The sequence below is a fragment of the Thiospirillum jenense genome (genome assembly GCF_014145225.1).
GTDB classification, from domain to species: domain Bacteria; phylum Pseudomonadota; class Gammaproteobacteria; order Chromatiales; family Chromatiaceae; genus Thiospirillum; species Thiospirillum jenense.
Genome location: NZ_JABVCQ010000008.1, coordinates 93,569 through 112,849, shown reverse-complemented (window position 1 = coordinate 112,849; position 19,281 = coordinate 93,569). Strand labels below are relative to the sequence as shown.

The following is a 19,281-nucleotide window of genomic DNA, read 5'->3' as shown; positions in this document are numbered from 1 at the left end:
ATAGTAATCACCCGCGAGGCGGTTTTTTCAAACCTGAATAAAACCGCCTTCTTTATTTTCTAGTGCGCATTTGCACATGACGAGGGCAGAAATGGGCGAGCATTATTTGATGTCCACCTACGCCAGACTCCCCGTGACCTTCGAGCGCGGCGACGGCGTTTGGTTATGGGATAACATGGGGCGGCAGTATTTGGACGCACTGTCGGGCATCGCCGTCTGCGGCTTAGGTCACGCCCACCCCGCAGTCACGCAGGCGCTGTGTGCGCAGGCGGGCAAATTGCTGCACACCTCCAATCTGTACCGCATCGCCGCGCAGGAACAATTGGCCGAGCGTTTGACGGCATTGGCGGGCATGGAGCGCGTATTTTTTGCCAATTCCGGCGCCGAAGCCAATGAAGCCGCCATCAAGCTGGCGCGGTTGTACGCCCACCGGCGCGGCATTACCCAGCCGACCATTTTGGTCACGGAAGGCAGTTTTCACGGCCGCACCCTCGCCACCTTGACCGCCACCGGCAACCGCAAAACCCAAGCCGGTTTTGAACCGCTGGTGCAGGGCTTCGTGCGCGTACCGTATAACGACATTGCGGCAATTGAAATGGTCGCCGCGAATTGCCCCTCTATTGTCGCCGTATTAGTTGAACCAATTCAAGGCGAAGGCGGCGTTATTGTCCCGGCTGATGATTACCTCGTGCAATTGCGTCAATACTGCGACCAGCACCATTGGTTATTAATGTTGGATGAAATTCAAACCGGCATGGGGCGCACCGGTCAATTATTCGCTCATCAACACAGCGCGATTCAACCCGACGTAATGACCCTCGCCAAAGGATTAGCTAATGGCGTGCCAATTGGCGCTTGTTTAGCACGCGGGGCGGCGGCAGAAGTCTTTGCCCCCGGCAATCATGGCTCAACCTTTGGCGGTAATCCACTCGCCTGTTGCGCTGCATTAGCGGTATTAGACACATTAACCAATCAACAACTGGCCACGCGGGCAGGTGAATTAGGCGCTCAATTATTTAACGACTTGCGCGCCCAATTAAATGACGTGGCTGGTGTTGTCGCCATTCGCGGGCGGGGATTAATGGTGGGTATTGAATTAGATCGTGACTGCGGCGTATTAGTTAAACAGGCACTCGACGCGGGATTATTAATTAACGTCACCGCCGGGCGCGTCATTCGGTTATTACCGCCGTTAATTATCACCCCGGCGCAGATCGCACAGTTAGTTGAGCAATTAACCCAACTCATCCGTGCTTTTCTTAATCCCTCGCATTAAACTCGCCACTGGAAGTTGCACCGCAATGGAGACACAGTCCCACCCGTCCCATTTTTTAACCCTACTTGATTTGACGCCAGACGCCGCGCAGCAGTTAATTCAACGGGCAATTGAATTAAAACAGTGGCAGCGAGCGGGCGTGATTCATACGCCATTAAAACAACGCACCTTGGGCATGATTTTTGAGAAATCCTCCACCCGCACCCGCGTTTCATTTGAAGTTGGCATGGTGCAATTGGGCGGACATGCGCTGTTTTTATCTCCGCGTGATACGCAATTGGGCCGCGGCGAACCCATTCCCGACACGGCGCGGGTTTTATCGCGCATGGTGGACGCCATTATGATTCGCACCTTTGAACATGACACGGTCGAATTATTCGCCCAGCATTCCAGCGTCCCTGTGATTAATGGGTTAACTGATCGGTTTCATCCCTGCCAAGTTCTGGCCGATATTCAAACCTATTATGAACAACGCGGTACTATTACTGGTTGCACGGTCGCGTACATTGGCGATGGCAATAACATGTGCAATTCGTATTTAAACGCCGCCCAATTATTCGATTTTCATCTCAAAATCGCCTGTCCTGATGGTTTTGAACCCGCCGCTGATGTATTAAACCGCGCCGCCGGTCATTACACGCTCATGCGCGATCCCAATCAAGCCGCCACCAATGCCGATTTAATTATCACCGACGTTTGGGCCAGCATGGGTCAAGAAGCCGACGCTGAACGGCGGTGTATTGCATTTGCCAATTATTGCGTCAATGATGACATCATGGCACACGCCAAATCCGATGCGTTATTTATGCACTGTTTACCCGCCCATCGTGGTGAAGAAGTCTCAGCCAGCGTGATTGATGGCCCGCAGTCAGTGGTGTGGGATGAAGCAGAAAATCGGCTTCACGCCCAAAAGGCGTTATTAGAATATTTACTCGTCACGGCGTCCATTTGTTAATTCCAGTTAATATGCGTATTCATTCTCCTACCCCACCGCTGACTACGATCTTTTTTTCAGCATTTCGCGCTGGATTATTCGCCGTTATCTTCGCATGTTTCATGCAAAGTTCATTGGCAATTGCTGATACCGCGTATGTCACTGATTTAGGCGAATTTCATTTACGCAGCGGCGCCAGTACTCGTCACCGCATTATGCGGATGTTACCAAGTGGTACTGAAGTCGAAGTGATTGCTGAAGATAAAGATAATGGCTATACCCAGGTACGTTTGAGTGATAATACGATTGGTTTTATTCTGTCGCGTTATTTGCAAGAAGAACCCGCAGCGCGGGAACGCTTGACGGCTATTCAAACCCGCTTAAATGAATTGCAACAAGAACCCGGTCAATTAGCCGCGAAACTCAGCAAACTGGAAATTGAACATGCCGCATTAAAAACGGCTTATGAAAAAACGCTGCGGCGTAAAGAACAACTCGACCGTGAGTTAATTGAAATCCAGCGGGCGGCTGCAAATGTTGTGGACATCACGCAAGAGCGCGCCTCTTTGCAGGAAAATATTGCCCTATTAACTGGCAAAGTTGGGGAATTAGAACAGGAAAATCTTGTATTGCGTAATCGTGACCAACAACGCTGGTTTTTAATTGGTGCAACGGTGGCTGGTGGTGGCGTTGTATTAGGGCTAATGTTGCCTTATCTGCGCCTGCGCCGCCGTGCTAATTCGTGGAGTAATTTTTAGATTTGATCTATTTTAATCAAATAACGTCCATCATCATTTCGCACACTTCCAATCCACCCCCATCAACTCAGGAGTGAAATTTAATGTCCACTGATGACACCCAACTCAGCACGCGCTATGGCATAGTTGCGCAAAGTTTTCATTGGCTCGTGGTCGTTTTAATTGTCGGTTTATTAGTCACCAATGCGCTGCGTGAATCCGCCCCGAAAGGCGAAGAAGCATACATGATGTATCTAGGCTTACACATGTCGGTTGGCATCCTATTATTTTTCATTACCATAGCGCGCATTGCCTGGGCGCGTGTTACACCGCCCCCTGCGCCCATTTCATCCGCCCCTCAATGGTCACTCGCAGCAGCACGGATTGCCCATGTTTTACTCAACCTCGCCACCTTGTTTATTCCAATTTTTGGTTATTTGCGTATTGCAACCAAAGGATTTGACGCGCAATTTTTTGGCGTTTCAATTCCCTCGATCACGGGCGACATTCGTTGGCTACATGAAGTGATGGAAGTGTTGCATGGCGATGTCATGGTGATTGGTTTAATGACATTATTGATCCTGCACGTTGCCGCCGCTATTTGGCATCAGTACATATTGCGCGATGGCGCATTAGAACGGATGCTGCCCTGGGGGCGGTGATCGCATTATAAAAATGCCCACCAGAAGATAAATAGCAACTCACCATACCCCGCACTTTCAATAGCGGGGTATTTTATTTTCTAATTGCATCAATCACATCATAGCACGCACGATTTTCATCATTGTTCGGTCGCACTGCATCATAAAATGAACGCAATTTTTCAACAACTTGCCGTATTGGCGCTACCGGTGTTATTAGCAATTACCGTGCATGAAGCCGCGCATGGTTTTATGGCGCGTCAATTGGGTGATGACACCGCCTATCGCTTAGGGCGCGTCACCTTTAATCCGCTAAAACATATTGATTTAGTCGGAACTTTATTAGTTCCAATAACGATTTTTGCATTATCTGTTGCACTAAGTGGCAGTTCGCTGTTATTTGGCTGGGCCAAGCCTGTGCCAGTGAATTGGCATCAACTCCGCCATCCACGTCGGGATATGGCATTCGTGGCGCTTGCCGGTCCGGGTGCAAACTTATTGATGGCATTTCTGTGGGGGCTGGTCATTTTAATCGCTATTCATATCCTAAAATTTGCGCCCAATTCAGCAAGCGCCGCTGTGCTAATTTCAATGGCCGCCGCCGGCGTATTAATCAATTTAGTACTATTGGCACTCAATTTATTTCCACTCCTACCACTGGACGGCGGCCGCGTGATTAATGCTTTATTACCGCGTCCACTCTCACGAGTGTTTAGTCGTTTAGAACCGTTCGGCTTAATTATTTTATTAGTTTTATTATTTACGGGCATATTAGAAAAAGTTTTACAACCCAGCGTTGCGCTATTATTGGCAATGATACCGGGCAACGCTATTGTTCGAGAATTATTTCCCTTTTAAAGGTTAAGACAACGTGACAACACCTTCAATTGCACAAGCGCCCCGCGTCTTATCTGGTATGCGACCGACTGGACAACTCCATTTAGGTCATTATCATGGCGTATTGAAAAATTGGCTCGCATTACAGCATAATTATCAATGCTTCTTTTTTGCCGCTGATTGGCACGCTTTAACAACGGATTATGATAATCCAACCGCCATTCCGAAAAATACCTGGGATATGGTGATTGATTGGTTAGCGGCGGGCATTGATGCCAAATCGGCAACTTTATTTATTCAATCCCGCGTACCAGAACATGCGGAATTGCATTTATTATTATCAATGATTACACCGCTGGGTTGGCTAGAGCGCGTCCCAACCTATAAAGATCAGCAAGAAAAATTAAAAGAAAAAGACTTGGCGACCTATGGATTTCTTGGTTATCCATTATTGCAAAGCGCCGACATTTTAATTTACCGCGCTGGATTAGTCCCCGTCGGTGAAGATCAAGTAGCGCATGTGGAAATGACCCGTGAAATTGCACGGCGGTTTAATCATATTTATGGCCGTGAGCCGGATTTTGAAATCAAAGCTGACACTGCCAAACATCAAATGAATAAAAAGGACGCGGCGTTATTGGATCGGTTGCGCCGCGCTTATCAAGAACAGGGCGATCAAGAAGCATTGGTCACGGCGCGTTCATTATTAGATCAGCAGGTCAATTTAACGCCAACGGATAAAGAACGTCTGCTCGGTTATTTAGAAGGCGGTGGTCGCGTGATTTTACCCGAACCGCAGCCGCTATTAACTCAGGCATCAAAAATGCCGGGGTTAGATGGTCAAAAGATGTCTAAATCTTATGGCAATACGATTGGTTTGCGTGAAACACCGGCGGCAATTGAAAAGAAATTGCGCACCATGCCGACTGATCCGCGCCGTATTCGCCGCACTGATCCGGGTGATCCCGCTGCTTGTCCGGTGTGGCAATTGCATCAAGTCTATTCCAATGATGACATTAAAAACTGGGTAAAACAGGGCTGTCAATCGGCGGGTATTGGCTGTTTGGAATGCAAACAACCGATTATTACGGCGATTTGCGCTGAATTAGCACCGATTCAAGCACAGGCGCAGGCATTAGAACAACAACCCGAATTGGTGCAGGCAATTGTGAATGAAGGCTGTGAACGGGCGCGACAAGTGGCACAGGAAACCATGATTGAAGTGCGCCACGCGATGGCATTAGCGTGAATTAAAATTGCACCGTGTTATTTCACCTAACTAATGACTGATGAATAAACTAACGCAATGACAACCGTCGCTGCTGAACAAACGCCGCCATTCGCAATGGTGCATGGTCAACCGCTGCATGAATTGCCAATGGATTTATACATTCCACCCGATGCGCTGGAAATCATTTTAGAAACTTTTGAAGGGCCGCTGGATTTATTGTTGTATCTTATTCGGCGGCAGCATTTAGATATTCTGGCAATTCCGCTGACTGAAATCACGCGCCAGTATTTGGTTTATATTGAATTGATGCAGGCGCTCAAACTGGAATTGGCGGCGGAATATTTGGTGATGGCGGCGTTATTATGCGAAATCAAATCGCGGTTATTATTGCCGAATGATAATCCAGTTGATAGCGATGAACCCGATTTACAGGCGACGTTAATTCAGCGTTTATTAGAATACGAACAAATCAAACAGGCCGCGGTCGCGCTCGATCAATTGCCGCAATTGGGGCGTGATGTATTTGCCGTGTGTATTGCACCGCCAATGTATTTACCACGCCGCCCGCCCCCGCCCGTTGCATTAACTGACGTATTAAACGCATTGCAGCAGGTATTAAAACGCGCTCAACAGTTCACGGCACATCAAGTGATACAAGAGCCATTATCTCAACGCGACCGTATGACCGTAATTATGGCGCATTTACAGACAATCAATTCCGTTTCTTTTTACGATTTACTCACATTACACGAAGGGCGAGCGGGCGTGGTCATTACGTTATTAGCCGTTTTGGAATTGATGCGGGCGGCACTTTTAGACTGTATTCAAGCTGAACCTTTCGCGCCATTACAAATCCGTTTATGTCAACCGTCAGCAAATCATTTAATCATGTGACCACGCCATTATTAAAACAAGTGATTGAAGCAGCGCTGCTGGCCAGCGGTGAAACACTTACCATTGAACAATTGCAGGCGCTCTATTCGGATGAGCAACGTCCGCATCGTACCGATGTGAATGCAGCATTAGCGGCGTTGCGTACTGATTACGCCAATCGCAGCATTGAGTTAATTGCCGTTGCGGGTGGTTATCGTATTCAAATTCGCCAAGAATTTGCGCCGTTCATTGCGCAATTGTGGGAAGAAAAACCCGTGCGTTATTCGCGGGCGTTATTAGAAACATTGGCGCTTATTGCCTATCGCCAGCCGATTACACGCAGTGACATTGAAGCGGTGCGCGGTGTGACGGTGACAACGCAAATGATTAAAACCCTAATGGAGCGGGACTGGATTCACGTCGTTGGTCAGCGTGAGACACCCGGGCGGCCATCATTATATGCCACGACCAAAACCTTTTTAGAATATTTCGGTTTATCATCATTAGATGCGTTGCCACCGTTACCGCAATTAAGTGAGCCACTTGCGAATAACCCGCCCGTTTTTATTGATGAAACTGATCCCAATTTATAATCGGATCAATTACAATTAATCATGTCTGACCACCGTCGTTTTATTCATAAATCACCCCGCCCACATCATGCGCAAGCGATTAAAACCGCTCGCGCTGCGGCATCACCAACCAGTGCCGCGCCGCCGGTGCGTTTGCAAAAAGCCTTAGCTGACGCGGGGTTAGGATCGCGGCGGGCGTTAGAGGAGTGGATTCGTGCCGGCCGAGTGCGCGTGAATGGGCGGACGGCGCAGCTTGGTGATCGGGTGGCGGCAACCGATCGTGTCTTGGTGGACGGCAAAGCGGTGCGGCAGCGCTCGGCGACGCGCCCGCATCAGTTGCAGGTGTTGCTGTTACATAAACCGGAAGGTGAGGTGGTGACGCGGCGGGATCCCGAGGAAAGACCGACGATTTTCAAGCACTTACCTGGTTTACGCGACGGGCGTTGGATCACGGTGGGGCGGTTAGACATTAACACTGCGGGGCTGTTATTGGTCACTAATGATGGGGCGCTGGCGCACGCGCTGGCACATCCGCAGCGGGCGGTGGAGCGCGAGTACGCGGTGCGGGTGCAGGGGGCGGTGACGGATGAAATGTTACAACGGTTGCGCGACGGCGTGGCGCTTGATGATGGCGTGGCGCGATTTACCGCTATTCAATTCGCGGGCGGTGAACGGAGTAATCAATGGTTTCACGTTGTATTACGCGAGGGGCGTAATCATGAAGTGCGGCGATTATGGGAGGCAGTGAATTGCCGCGTCAGTCGCTTAAAACGCATTCGGTTTGGTAATGTCATTTTGGGCGCTCGCCCTTTGCCTGGTCAATGGCGCGAATTGACAGATGAGGAATACGTTGGGTTATTAACGCTGGCGGGCTTTCCAATTAAGATGCGCCCGCATAAATCCTAGTTTTATAGCATCATTCGCCGCGGCCTTTGAATATAACACTAATGTAGTTCATTCCGCCGCACCGCCGCCAGTCTAAGTGGAACAGCCAACCAGTTTTTTCAAAAAAAACTCTATTTTATTGGCATGTTTGTCCTGAGTAAGTGGCGCACTTGTTAATAAACGATGGGCGATTTCGTGAATGAGTTTAGCGCTGGGTGCATTCGGGTTAAGGATTAAATGCGGCTTTTGCATTAAAATACTTTTTTCAATTCGCATATCCACCGGCACATAACCAATACATTCGAGGGTACTGTGCATAAACGTATCAGTCACCCGCGATAAACTGGCCGCCACGCGCTGGGCATCGGCGGGGGTATTCACGCAATTGACTAATAACTTGAGTTGGGTGCTTGGCTGTTGTGACAGGATGGTTTTAATCACACCGTAGGCATCAGTTAATGACGTTGGATGTGGGGTGGTGACAATGACCGTTTCATCTGACGCGAGAATAAAACGAACAATGTTTTCGCCAATGCCGGCGCCAGTGTCAATCATTAAAAAATCGTAGCCGTCGAGTAGTTCTAAACCGCGCATGACTCGTTGCCGTTCCATCGCAGTTAAATCGGCCAATTCCGCCATACCGCTGCCGCCTGCAATTAAATCAACGCCGTATGGTGTTGAGATAATAATTTGCGGCAGCGTTTTGCGGCCATGCACGACATCGTGAATGGTTAATTTTGGCACAATTCCTAATAAAACATTGAGATTGGCCAGACCTAAATCACCATCCATTAATAATACACGCCGTCCGGCATTGGCAATTGCAATACCTAAATTGATTGCCATGGTCGTTTTGCCGACGCCGCCCTTGCCGGAGGTGATACAGAGAATACGCATACTTGCTCATGTGTTGAATGAAATATGACAGGTGCTGCTGTCAAGTCTGCATTAAACCAGTCGAATTAAATAGTTTGACAGCAATTATTAAGTACACGCTGTCTGATTTATTGCGCCATTTGGCAAACGCCCCCTTGGCATTTTAATAAAAACGCCCGGCCATCAGCGCAAGGTACGGTGTGTAATTCATAGCTAATGGTTTTTTCGCGTAACATGGCGCCATTATCAGTTAATGTACACCCATGCGTACGCGCATATTGTTCTGCATAATACGCCCATAATCCCGGTTGATTTTGATTAAGCGCCAGCATGGGATTGGTTTCATTCACTGAATTGGTTATTGGCGCGGGGGTGGGTATTAAACCCGAGGTCGGCAATGGTGCCGCTGGGGGGGGGAGTGCCGTGACTGGGACGGGTGGGCGGCGCTCTGGTGGTGGCAATGCGGGCACCGTGTGCGCAGGCGCGGGACTGGCTGGTTTCGCCACTGCTGGCGCAGGATTGGGTGGCGGCGACGGGCGATTGACCACTGGCGGCGCGGCGGTAGGTTGACGGGGTGGCGTCACCGGCGGCGTCAGTTGAACGTCGGCGTGTGGGCGCTCGGCAGGTGAGGGGTCAGGTGCGGCCGTGGAGGTGGGCGGCATCACCGGTGGACGAGCGCCAGTTTGCCACTCCTGCTGGAGCGCGGCGAGTGATGCTTGCAACGGAACCTGATAATCTGTTGTGTAATCAAGGTGTTGCATTTCGGCATCTCGTGGATGGGAGATGATAAATGCCCGCAACGCAACTAGGACGCCATCCGCTTGGGGGCGAAAATGCGTTTCCACCCGAATACGCGGCGGCAATTGCTGATGCTGCGGGCCGAGGGCTTGCGCTTGCGGTGAATTACGCGCCAATTCACGCTCCAACACCACGCACTCTGGGCGACTGTCAACGGGCGTCCAGCCTTTGGTGCGCGCATTTGCCAGTGCCACCGAGCGCGCCTGTTCCAGCGTCGCCCCCGCCAACAGCGTTTGCGGCAATCCGGTTAAATCCGGGAGGGCATTGTCAGGCGCGGGTGGGTGGGTCGCGCAACTGGTGGTTAATAACAGACTGCATATTAACACTGTGAATGGATTAAACAAACGCATCAAACAAGTGTCCTCTCTAATAACTTTAATATTGTTCATCATCAATCAGGGGTTGGATTGCCGACATCAACGGTGCCGCCCGCTATTATTTTAACCAATCAGTCTGTCATTATCATTATGGCTTTTATTATTCGCACTGCTGACCTAAATGATCCCAACGATAGTAAAGCATTATTATCGCTCCTCACTGCGCAATCATCACCACCGACCGTCAGCCCGGCTGAATTAACCCCGGCCGCGCATGTCTGTTTAATTCCCGCATTATTGACCATTCCAGATGCGTTAATTCTACTAGCATTTGGCGGCGGACAAGCAATTGGTAGCGCTATCTGTTTACCGCAATTTTCAATTAATCATGCGCGCTATGCGTTAGCCATTCATCGTCTAATTATTTCACCTGATGGGCAACAACAAGCAATTGAAACCCGCCTATTAACGACCATTAAACACATTGCACGGCGCCGGGGTTATTGCAAAATTCTACTGACAGTTCCGTCGGCCGACATCATCCACCGGCGGCTTTATTATCAGTTAGGGTACGATACAAATCAGCCGCCCATGTTGAATTTGGAAAACTGCTTGGATGATCCCAAATTAACTCGGTAAATCTTGCGCCACTAGGCGTCGCAATGCAACCGGATCGCACACGCGAATATGCTGTCCTGTCACCGTAATCAGTCCCTGTTCAGTAAACCGGCGCGTAATACGCGACCAGGTTTCTGGTTTAATAGATAAGCGCGATGCTAATACCGCTTTCGGGACATCGAGTGTCACCTCCTGTTGATCGCCATTTAATTGCGCTAATAACCAATACGCCACCCGGCTGCTGGCAGAATGCAGTGTTAAATTGTCAATTTCAGCAATTAACGCATGCAAACGTTGACTCAGCGTGGCTAATAACGCAAAACAAGTATCGGTTGATTCGCGTAACATCGCCGCAAAATCATCATTATCAATTGCTAATACCTCGGTTGCCAACAGCGCCGCCGCCCCGACCGGATAGCAGCCGGTTCCCATAAATAACAGCGCTTCGGCAAAGGTTTGACCCGCACTAATCAATTCAATAATTTTTTCATCACCGGCTTCCGATAAACGAAATAACCGGATCTGCCCCGTCACCACAAAATAAAAATGAGCAGCGCGATCATCTTGATAAAATAGCGATTGTCCAGCATTTAACTGAATAAGATGCGCGTGTAGTATCACTCGTTGCAATTGCGCACGGGTCAGTTGACTGAATAACGGTGCTTGACGCAACGTACATTCTAACTCTTGGATCATTCACCGCTCCGATGATAAAATTTGCGCAACTAGGCATGACGCAATTAAATGACAGTCTTCACCCGCCATAGTGATTCGTGTAATGAACTGCGCACCTGAGTTGATGTTTGACGTTGAATTATTAGAACGAGCAGTGCCTTTTTTATGATGAAAAAATCGCACAGCGTCAATGGCATTGTTGTATTAGCGTTCTTATTTATTTATCACTAGGCATTATTACTAATCCAACCTGTTACGTCGGCGATATTACATGTGGAAACTCATTTGTTTGTTCGTATTACTTGGCAATAGTTGCTGCTTTACGGCGGCGATTGCCGACAATAGCATTATTAACAGTGCTATTCATCTGCTTTCACCGGTAGTATTCACCGAACGTGAACAGGCATTTTTACGCGAACATCCGGTCATTACATTGGGTACAGGAGATGCGTGGGAGCCCTATGTCATTGTGAATAATGATGGTCAAGTGACAGGCTATGATGCCGAAGTATTGGCCGCAATTAAAAACTTGACGGGATTGAACATTCGTTTATTACCAGGTGATTGGCGTGAACGTCAAGAACAGGCAAAACTCCATGAAATTGATGGTTTAAGCACTGGCGGCATTCATCCCGAACGCACCGCATATCTTAATTTCTCCGAGCCTTATATTCGCCTACACAAATTAGTTTTAGTGACTAAAGGTAATCCATTAAATATTCGCACACGGGCCGATTTAGATGGTCGCACCATTGCAATTCATCGTGGCAATTTATCTGATGAAAAAGTTGCGCTCCAATTTCCCCGCTCAAATATTATTTTATTTGATTCAATCGATGAGATTATTCGTGCAGTCTCAACCGGTCGTGTTGATGCGGCCTTTGATAATGGCTCGCTCTTATACCGCGCCAATCGGATTGGCAGCCCCTATCTACAATTCGCCGTTTCTTTAAATGAAACGCTCGAACTGGCGTTTGGAGTACGCAAAGACTGGCCTGAAGCCATCAGTATTATTAATAAAGGTCTGCACGCATTGGGTGAAGAAGAACGTGTGCGTATTCAAGCAGATTGGTTTATGTCGGCGGTAAAACTAAATGATACAACAGCAACACAACCCAGTCTCACGGCAAAAGAAACCGCATTTTTAAATCGGCTCGGCGCGATTCGATTATGTATTGATCCTGATTGGATGCCATTCGAGGCTGTCACCGCTCGCGGTCAAACACAAGGGATATTTAGCGATTTAGTTGATCTCATCATGCAGCGCCTTAATCGTCAAGTAGAATTAGTAAAAACCAGCGATTGGGAGCAATCATTAACAACCATTTATAGCGGACATTGCGATATCATTGCGGGTGCAGCGATTACCCCTGAACGGAGTGAATATTTAGATTTTACTCAACCATTGTTAATTGAACCTTTAGTAGTTGCCGTGCATACTGACAGCACATTTGACGGCAATCTTGATCGTTATCTCGACCAATCTTTTATTATGGTTTCCAGTCATGCCGCTATTGAATTGATGCGCCGCCACCATCCAGCCATGCGTATCACCGAAGCAAAAAATGTCGTCACTGCATTACGCGCCGTGACGCGAGGTGATGCCTTTGGTTATATTGACTTATTACCAACCATTGCCTGGACTGCCCAACACCATAGCATCTTTAACCTGAAAATCACCGGTAATTTATCCGAGCAATACGCATTAGCAATTGGGGTGCGCAAAGAGATGCCGTTATTATTATCAGCGCTCTCTAAAGCAGTCGCAACTATTCGCCTAGAGGAAATAAAAACGATCCGTGATCGGTGGACATCTGTACGCTATGAACAAGCCGCAGATTATCGTTGGCTCTGGCCCTATATCGCCGCTGGCGTATTATTATTAATCGTGATGATTCTCTGGAATCGCCGCCTACATCAATTAAATGATGCCCTGCGCAGTGCTAATGAACGTATTGAACTGCTCACGATCACCGACGAACTAACACAACTATTTAACCGCCGCCATTTTCAATTCGTGATGGAACGCGAATGGCGCCGCGCTATGCGTGAAATGCGCAACTTATATCTCTTGTTAATTGATGTCGATCATTTCAAGTTGTATAATGATTATTATGGACATCCCGCGGGTGACGAGGTATTAAAACGTATTGGCGAGTTAATGTGTCAGCAAACGCGGCGTGGCAGTGAATTTGCGTTTCGCGTTGGTGGAGAAGAATTCGCCGTGCTACTCACCACCGCCGATCAAACCAGCGCGTTGGCATTTGCCGAAGACTTGCGGCAGGCCACCGAACGCCTCGCCATCCCGCATCGGGGTAATGCCGCCGCGCCGGTAGTCACCTTGTCTATCGGTTTGCTCTGCGTTATACCGCCCATCGCACTGCGCACTGGTTTGCAACTACTTGATTGGGAAAGCATTTATCAACAAGCTGATGCCCTGTTGTATCACGCCAAACACGCCGGGCGCAATCGAGTGATGATGCGCACTTGGCAAGCAGATATGGTAACAACGCCCACCTCATGCGGTTAGGAAAGTCTTGACCGCTGGTCAAAATCGCCCCTGACACTCTAAAGTCACTGTCGCATAATACCAACAAAAATACGGCACCGCGACTGTCACACAGTGCGGCATGTTTATCAACACGTCCGAGATAAGATCGTCTATACTCCCAAACAGCCTCTACCGTCACCGCCATAATATTTTGGTTTAAGATAGGGTTATCGGTTAAACTAAAACTAAAGTCTTAACATTTTATTGCTGTGACATGTACCGACATAGGCGCTCAAAATTATGTTCAGCTTTGGACGCAAAAAACCACCACTGTTGGGAATTGACATCAGTTCGACCGCAATCAAATTAGTCGAACTGGCCCGCACGGGTAGCTATTCCACCGGGATGTACCGAGTGCAGGCATTTGCCCACGAACCGCTGCCCCCCGCCATCGTTACCGAAAAGAAAATCGCCGACGTTGAAGCACTTGGCAATGTTATTCGCAAAGCCGTCACGCGCTCGCGCTCCAAAGCCAAACACGCCGCGGTCGCAGTCGCCGGCTCCGCAGTCATTACCAAAACGCTTGCTTTATCTGCCGCATTATCCGACGCTGAATTACAAGCACAGATTCAAATAGAAGCCGATCAATACATTCCTTATCCATTAGAAGAAGTCAATCTTGATTTCGATATTCTCGGACCATCAGCTGCCGGGAATGATTTAGTAGATGTTTTATTAGCCGCCACCCGCCGGGAAAATGTGGATGATCGCGTAGCCGCCCTAGACGTCGCCGGATTAACTGCCGAAATTGTTGATATTGAAACCTATGCAATGGAAAGCGCCTGTGCTTTGCAATTAACTCAAGGCGATCAAACCCTCGGTGAAAAGATTATTGCCGTCGCTGATGTTGGCGCAACGACCACAACATTGCACATGCTATGTGAAGGTAAAATTGTTTATACCCGCGAGCAAAATTTTGGTGGCAATCAATTAATTGAAGAGATTCAAAGGCGCTATAGTTTATCGCGTGACGATGCACTACTTGGATTAGAACGCGGCGGCTTGCCAGCGAATACGGAAACCGAAGTTATTGGCCCATTCAAAGAAGCACTTGCTCAACAAGTCAGTCGCGCCTTGCAATTCTTTTATTCCGCCAGCAGCTATGGTCGCACTGATAAACTAATTATTGCAGGCGGCGCAGCTAGTATTCCCCAACTTGCCGAGTTAATTCAACAACGCCTCGGTTTTCCCGTCCAAATTGCTAATCCATTTGAAGAAATGGCGACCGCCTCTGGTATTGATCGTTTAGCATTAGAACGGGTCGCTCCGGCAATGATGATTGCTGTCGGACTGGCGTTACGGCGGTTTAATTAAGAGGTTCAATTAAATGGCCAGAATTAACCTACTGCCCTGGCGCGAAGTTGAACGTCAACGTCGGCAGCGTGATTTCGTTACTTTAATTGGCATTTCCGTTGCGGCAACTATCGTGATTGGCATTGCGGTGCAAATACAGTTTGCTCATGCAATTGAAGCACAAACGACCCGCAATAATTTATTAAGTAAAGAAATTGCACAACTAGAAGCGAAAATTAAAAAGATTGAAGAACTGGAAAAACGCAAACAAGATTTATTAGCCCGCATGGGCATAATTCAACAACTGCAAGAAAGCCGCCCCACCATTGTCCGCTTATTTGACGAATTAGTTCGCGTCATGCCCGAAGGCGTATTTCTCGATAGTCTTAAACAAACTGGCGGCAATTTAGAGGTTGAAGGCAGCGCCCAATCGAATGCCCGAGTGTCAACGTTGATGCGCAATATCGAACAATCAGAATGGATTGAAAAACCACAGTTATTGTTAATTGAAAATAAAGACAAAACCGGCACTGGGTTAAGTCAATTCCGCATGAGTTTTCGACAGAAGTTGACTGAAGAAGCGGCTAATACCCCCCCGCCAAGTAAAAATAAAAAGACGAATAGAAAACGTCCACAAAAAAACTAGGCGACAATCATGGATTTGAATGAATTAGACTTTAATAACATGGGCGACTGGCCAATTGGGGCCAAGTCAACGCTTATTGTGATTTTGTGTGCCGCAGTCGGCTATGGCTGGTATCATTTTAGCACTAGTGAGCAGATTAATACATTAGAAGTCGTTAAAAGAAAAGAGTTAGAATTACGCACCAGTTTTGAAAATAAACAAAAGAAAGCAGTGTTGCTGGAAGCGTATGAATTGCAACTGCAAGAAATGAACGAGTCATTTGGCGCAATGCTCAAACGGTTGCCGAATAAAACCGAGGTCGCATCATTATTAATTGATGTGTCCCAAACTGGACTGGCCGCGGGGTTGGAATTTCAATTATTCCAACCCACTGGTGAAGCTGCAAAAGAATTTTATGCCGAACTGCCAATTAAAATCAATGTCACTGGTCAATATCATCAATTCGGTCAATTCATTAGTGGACTAGCCGCATTGCCGCGCATCGTGACCATTCACGACGTGATAATTAAAACCACCGCGCCTATCAGCAGCGGGCGGGCAGTAGTTAAAGATAAAACCTCAAAACAACACGTTTTGCAAATGGATGCAACCGTTAAAACCTATCGTTATTTAGAAGAGAACACGCTGTGATGAAGCTGTCTCGTCTATTCCAATTATGGCTATTCGTATACTTATTTGTTAGCCTGACTGGGTGCGGTGATGCACGTTTAGGTGAATTACGCGCCTATATTGCGGCAGTTAAACAACGCCCACCGCAGCCATTGGAACCAGTACCGGCAATTAAGCAAATTGATAATTTTATTTATGAAGATGTCGGACGGCGCGATCCATTTATGATGGATGAGCAGAGTGCCGAGGCATTAGAACCGCGCTCGGCGGATTTAAGTTCGTTGGCACCTGATCCACTGCGACGTAAAGAACCATTAGAACAATATGCGCTCGATTCATTGCGCATGGTTGGCACATTAGAGCAGGATACGGTGCGTTGGGGATTAGTGGTTTCGCCCGATAATATTTTGCACCGTGTGCGGGTTGGGAATTATCTCGGTCAAAATTATGGCCGGATTACCCGTATTCAAGAGCAAGCAATTGATCTCACCGAAGTCATTAAGGAAACTGAAGGCATGGCTGGTGAATGGCGTGAACGTCAAGCGTCAATTGCATTGATGAAATAATAAGGCTGGAGAAGAGCCGTGATGAATACAAGCACTTTAATAACGACCCGTTTCAGCAATCGGTCTTTAGTGCTATTATTAGTCGCACTGTTGGCGATAGTCAATAATAGCGAAGCCAAAACTATCTTAAAAGATGTGCAGTTTTCGGCATTATCAGGCAACGCAGTCACTATTGATTTGTTATTCTCCGCGCCGCCGCCGAGACCGAATGATTTTTCAACCGATAATCCTGCTCGAATTGCGATTGATTTGCCCGGCGTTGAGAGCGGATTAGCTTCAAAAGAGGTACCAATTTCATTAGGTGCAGCCCAAAGTTTATTGGCTATTCAAGTCGGGGATATCACCCGAATTATTATTAATTTAAGCAACGCCGTGCCATATCAATTAACACCCGATGGTTCACGGTTGACAATTGCGTTAAATCCCACCAAAACGCCAGTTGAACCAGCGATTGTTAAAGAATCCCCCCCGGTAGCTGCTATTGATAATGATGTGTTGCCATCGCCACCAAAAACAACCCGCTTTGGAATGCCCGCACATGCGATGCCACGAGCGGCATTAAAAGATATTGATTTTCGCCGCAGCAATGACGGCGCAGGGCGAGTGTTAATTACGTTGCCACACCCTAAAACGCCAATTAATGTGCGTGAAGAAGGTGGTAAAATTGTAGTGGATATTGCTAATACGCAATTGCCGCAGCGATTGTTTCGGCGCCTAGATGTGGTGGATTTTGCTACGCCAGTGTTAATGGTTGAATCACGTCCGGTTGGCAGTAATATTGAGATTTCTATTGAAACAAAGCCCGATCGTGATTACATTGCTTATCAAAGCGATAATTTATTTACGTTAGAGTTTCGGACGCTGACATCTGCGGAAAAAGAGCAATTAGAACGGGAAAAGGTAGTTTATAAAGGTGATCGGTTGTCGTTGAATTTTCAAAACATCGAGGTGCGAGCGGTATTACAATTATTAGCTGATTTTACTGGGCTTAATTTGGTTGCGAGTGACACGGTCAATGGCAATATTACCTTGCGATTGGAAAATGTTCCCTGGGATCAGGCATTAGACATCGTCTTAAAAACGAAGGGTTTATCCATGCGCCAAACCGGCAATGTCATTATGGTGGCACCGACGCAGGAGATTGCGGGGCAAGAGAAATTAGAACTGGAGTCAAAACAGCAGATTGAAGAATTGGCGCCGCTGCGTTCTGAGTTTATTCAAATCAATTATGCAAAAGCGGCAGAATTGGCGGGTTTAATGAAATCGAAAGATAATAGTTTGTTATCTGAGCGTGGTCATGTGACGGTGGATACGCGCACGAATACGTTATTAGTGCAAGATACGTCAATTAAGTTAGAAGAAATTCGGCGTTTAATTTTAAGATTGGATGTACCAGTGCGGCAGGTAATGATTGAATCACGGGTGGTGATTGCTGATGATAACTTTGCGCGGGATTTGGGTGTACGGTTTGGAATGACCGGCTCAGTTGGTAAAACTGGCGATAATGAATTGTTGATTGGAGGCGGTCGCCCAGGTTACTTAGATAATACGACTACAATTGATAAAGGGCCATTCATGGGTGTTTATGATACCAGTTTCTATCAACAGCCGGGCGGTAATGGCATCAATGCACAAAATCCTTTGTCGCCTTATAATTCAAGTATTGAAATAACGAATGAAACGAATGCTGTAGGGCAAGAAGGCGACGGACAAGAGGCATTGTTGGTTAATTTGCCAGCTCTAACACCATCTGGTGCTGTTAATTTTTTGCTGGGCAAGGTCGGCTCTCATTTATTGCAATTGGAATTGTCTGCGATGCAAAAAGAAGGACGGGGTGAGGTGGTTTCAGCCCCGCGTGTTGTCACGTCAGATCAACAACAAGCTAGTATTAAACTAGGACAAGAAATCCCTTATCAGGTTGTAAAAGATGGTGCGACTCATACTGAGTTTAAAGAAGCAATGCTTGAGTTAAACGTGACGCCACATATCACACCAGATGACCGGGTCATTTTAGAAATTCAAGTTAATAAAGATCAAGCAGATTGGTCAAAAGTTAATGTTAATGATCAAAATCCACCAATAAACCGTCGCTCAGTTGAAACCTCTGTTTTAATAGATAACGGCGAAACAATTGTATTAGGTGGGATTTATGAAGGGGAAAAATCGTCAAGTAAAGAACAGGTGCCGTGGCTCGGTGATTTGCCCTTCTTCGGTAATTTATTCAAAACGACTGCCCGCAAAGAAACCAATACCGAACTATTAATTTTTGTCACCCCCAAAATCCTAAAAGGTGATCTGGCCAAGTCATTAGGAGGAGACCGCTAATTCATGTTAATACAGTTAATT

At 47.4% G+C, this 19,281-nt stretch carries 19 protein-coding genes; 16 read left to right on the top strand and 3 right to left on the bottom strand.

Annotation, left to right across the window (positions count from 1 at the left end):
• The first annotated feature begins 76 nt into the window (after positions 1-76).
• From HUK38_RS05435 to HUK38_RS05395, 9 genes are all read left to right on the top strand, one after another.
• Positions 77-1,276 (top strand): aspartate aminotransferase family protein, encoded by a 1,200-nt coding sequence (locus tag HUK38_RS05435; protein WP_238787480.1) that lies wholly within the window; start codon positions 77-79, stop codon positions 1,274-1,276.
• A gap of 25 nt (positions 1,277-1,301) precedes the next feature.
• Complete coding sequence (argF, locus tag HUK38_RS05430) at positions 1,302-2,231, top strand: ornithine carbamoyltransferase (RefSeq protein WP_182583243.1); 930 nt, start codon at positions 1,302-1,304, stop codon at positions 2,229-2,231.
• An 11-nt stretch (positions 2,232-2,242) separates the two neighbouring features.
• Positions 2,243-2,968, top strand: a complete 726-nt coding sequence (locus HUK38_RS05425; protein ID WP_238787479.1) for a TIGR04211 family SH3 domain-containing protein — start codon at positions 2,243-2,245, stop codon at positions 2,966-2,968.
• Between the two features lie 83 nt (positions 2,969-3,051).
• Positions 3,052-3,609: a cytochrome b gene (locus HUK38_RS05420; RefSeq protein WP_182583241.1), complete on the top strand. Its 558-nt coding sequence runs from the start codon at positions 3,052-3,054 to the stop codon at positions 3,607-3,609.
• Between the two features lie 147 nt (positions 3,610-3,756).
• The gene (locus HUK38_RS05415) at positions 3,757-4,446 is read left to right on the top strand and encodes a site-2 protease family protein (RefSeq protein ID WP_182583239.1); all 690 of its coding nucleotides are present in this window, start codon (positions 3,757-3,759) and stop codon (positions 4,444-4,446) included.
• Between the two features lie 13 nt (positions 4,447-4,459).
• The gene (locus HUK38_RS05410; protein WP_182583237.1) at positions 4,460-5,674 is read left to right on the top strand and encodes a tryptophan--tRNA ligase; all 1,215 of its coding nucleotides are present in this window, start codon (positions 4,460-4,462) and stop codon (positions 5,672-5,674) included.
• Between the two features lie 57 nt (positions 5,675-5,731).
• A complete protein-coding gene (locus HUK38_RS05405) occupies positions 5,732-6,550 on the top strand; it encodes a segregation and condensation protein A (RefSeq protein WP_182583235.1) in 819 nt (272 codons plus the stop codon).
• The gene (gene scpB, locus HUK38_RS05400; protein WP_182583233.1) at positions 6,517-7,122 is read left to right on the top strand and encodes an SMC-Scp complex subunit ScpB; all 606 of its coding nucleotides are present in this window, start codon (positions 6,517-6,519) and stop codon (positions 7,120-7,122) included. The genes HUK38_RS05405 and scpB overlap by 34 nt, the downstream gene beginning before the upstream one ends.
• A gap of 21 nt (positions 7,123-7,143) precedes the next feature.
• On the top strand, positions 7,144-8,007 hold the full coding sequence (locus HUK38_RS05395) for a pseudouridine synthase (protein ID WP_182583231.1): 864 nt from the start codon (positions 7,144-7,146) through the stop codon (positions 8,005-8,007).
• 72 nt (positions 8,008-8,079) lie between these two features.
• On the opposite strand, the gene HUK38_RS05390 is transcribed toward HUK38_RS05395, so the two are convergent.
• Positions 8,080-8,883: a MinD/ParA family protein gene (locus HUK38_RS05390; protein WP_182583229.1), complete on the bottom strand. Its 804-nt coding sequence runs from the start codon at positions 8,881-8,883 to the stop codon at positions 8,080-8,082.
• Positions 8,884-8,990: 107 nt separating this feature from the next.
• Complete coding sequence (locus tag HUK38_RS05385) at positions 8,991-10,010, bottom strand: hypothetical protein (RefSeq protein WP_238787478.1); 1,020 nt, start codon at positions 10,008-10,010, stop codon at positions 8,991-8,993.
• 57 nt (positions 10,011-10,067) lie between these two features.
• Here HUK38_RS05385 and HUK38_RS05380 point away from each other — a divergent pair, with 57 nt between their 5' ends.
• Positions 10,068-10,616: a GNAT family N-acetyltransferase gene (locus tag HUK38_RS05380; RefSeq protein WP_182583225.1), complete on the top strand. Its 549-nt coding sequence runs from the start codon at positions 10,068-10,070 to the stop codon at positions 10,614-10,616.
• On the opposite strand, the gene HUK38_RS05375 is transcribed toward HUK38_RS05380, so the two are convergent.
• Positions 10,605-11,291 (bottom strand): Crp/Fnr family transcriptional regulator, encoded by a 687-nt coding sequence (locus HUK38_RS05375; protein WP_182583223.1) that lies wholly within the window; start codon positions 11,289-11,291, stop codon positions 10,605-10,607. The genes HUK38_RS05380 and HUK38_RS05375 overlap by 12 nt on opposite strands.
• Positions 11,292-11,541: 250 nt before the next feature.
• Between HUK38_RS05375 and HUK38_RS05370 the strand changes: the two genes are divergently transcribed.
• From HUK38_RS05370 to HUK38_RS05345, 6 genes are all read left to right on the top strand, one after another.
• On the top strand, positions 11,542-13,800 hold the full coding sequence (locus tag HUK38_RS05370) for a transporter substrate-binding domain-containing diguanylate cyclase (protein ID WP_182583221.1): 2,259 nt from the start codon (positions 11,542-11,544) through the stop codon (positions 13,798-13,800).
• A 261-nt stretch (positions 13,801-14,061) separates the two neighbouring features.
• Complete coding sequence (pilM, locus tag HUK38_RS05365; protein ID WP_182583219.1) at positions 14,062-15,135, top strand: type IV pilus assembly protein PilM; 1,074 nt, start codon at positions 14,062-14,064, stop codon at positions 15,133-15,135.
• A gap of 13 nt (positions 15,136-15,148) precedes the next feature.
• On the top strand, positions 15,149-15,760 hold the full coding sequence (locus HUK38_RS05360) for a PilN domain-containing protein (RefSeq protein ID WP_182583218.1): 612 nt from the start codon (positions 15,149-15,151) through the stop codon (positions 15,758-15,760).
• 9 nt (positions 15,761-15,769) lie between these two features.
• On the top strand, positions 15,770-16,390 hold the full coding sequence (locus HUK38_RS05355) for a type IV pilus inner membrane component PilO (protein WP_182583217.1): 621 nt from the start codon (positions 15,770-15,772) through the stop codon (positions 16,388-16,390).
• Positions 16,390-16,935 (top strand): pilus assembly protein PilP, encoded by a 546-nt coding sequence (locus HUK38_RS05350; protein WP_182583272.1) that lies wholly within the window; start codon positions 16,390-16,392, stop codon positions 16,933-16,935. The genes HUK38_RS05355 and HUK38_RS05350 overlap by 1 nt, the downstream gene beginning before the upstream one ends.
• Before the next feature lie 21 nt (positions 16,936-16,956).
• Positions 16,957-19,260 (top strand): type IV pilus secretin PilQ, encoded by a 2,304-nt coding sequence (locus HUK38_RS05345; protein ID WP_182583216.1) that lies wholly within the window; start codon positions 16,957-16,959, stop codon positions 19,258-19,260.
• Positions 19,261-19,281 lie beyond the last annotated feature (21 nt).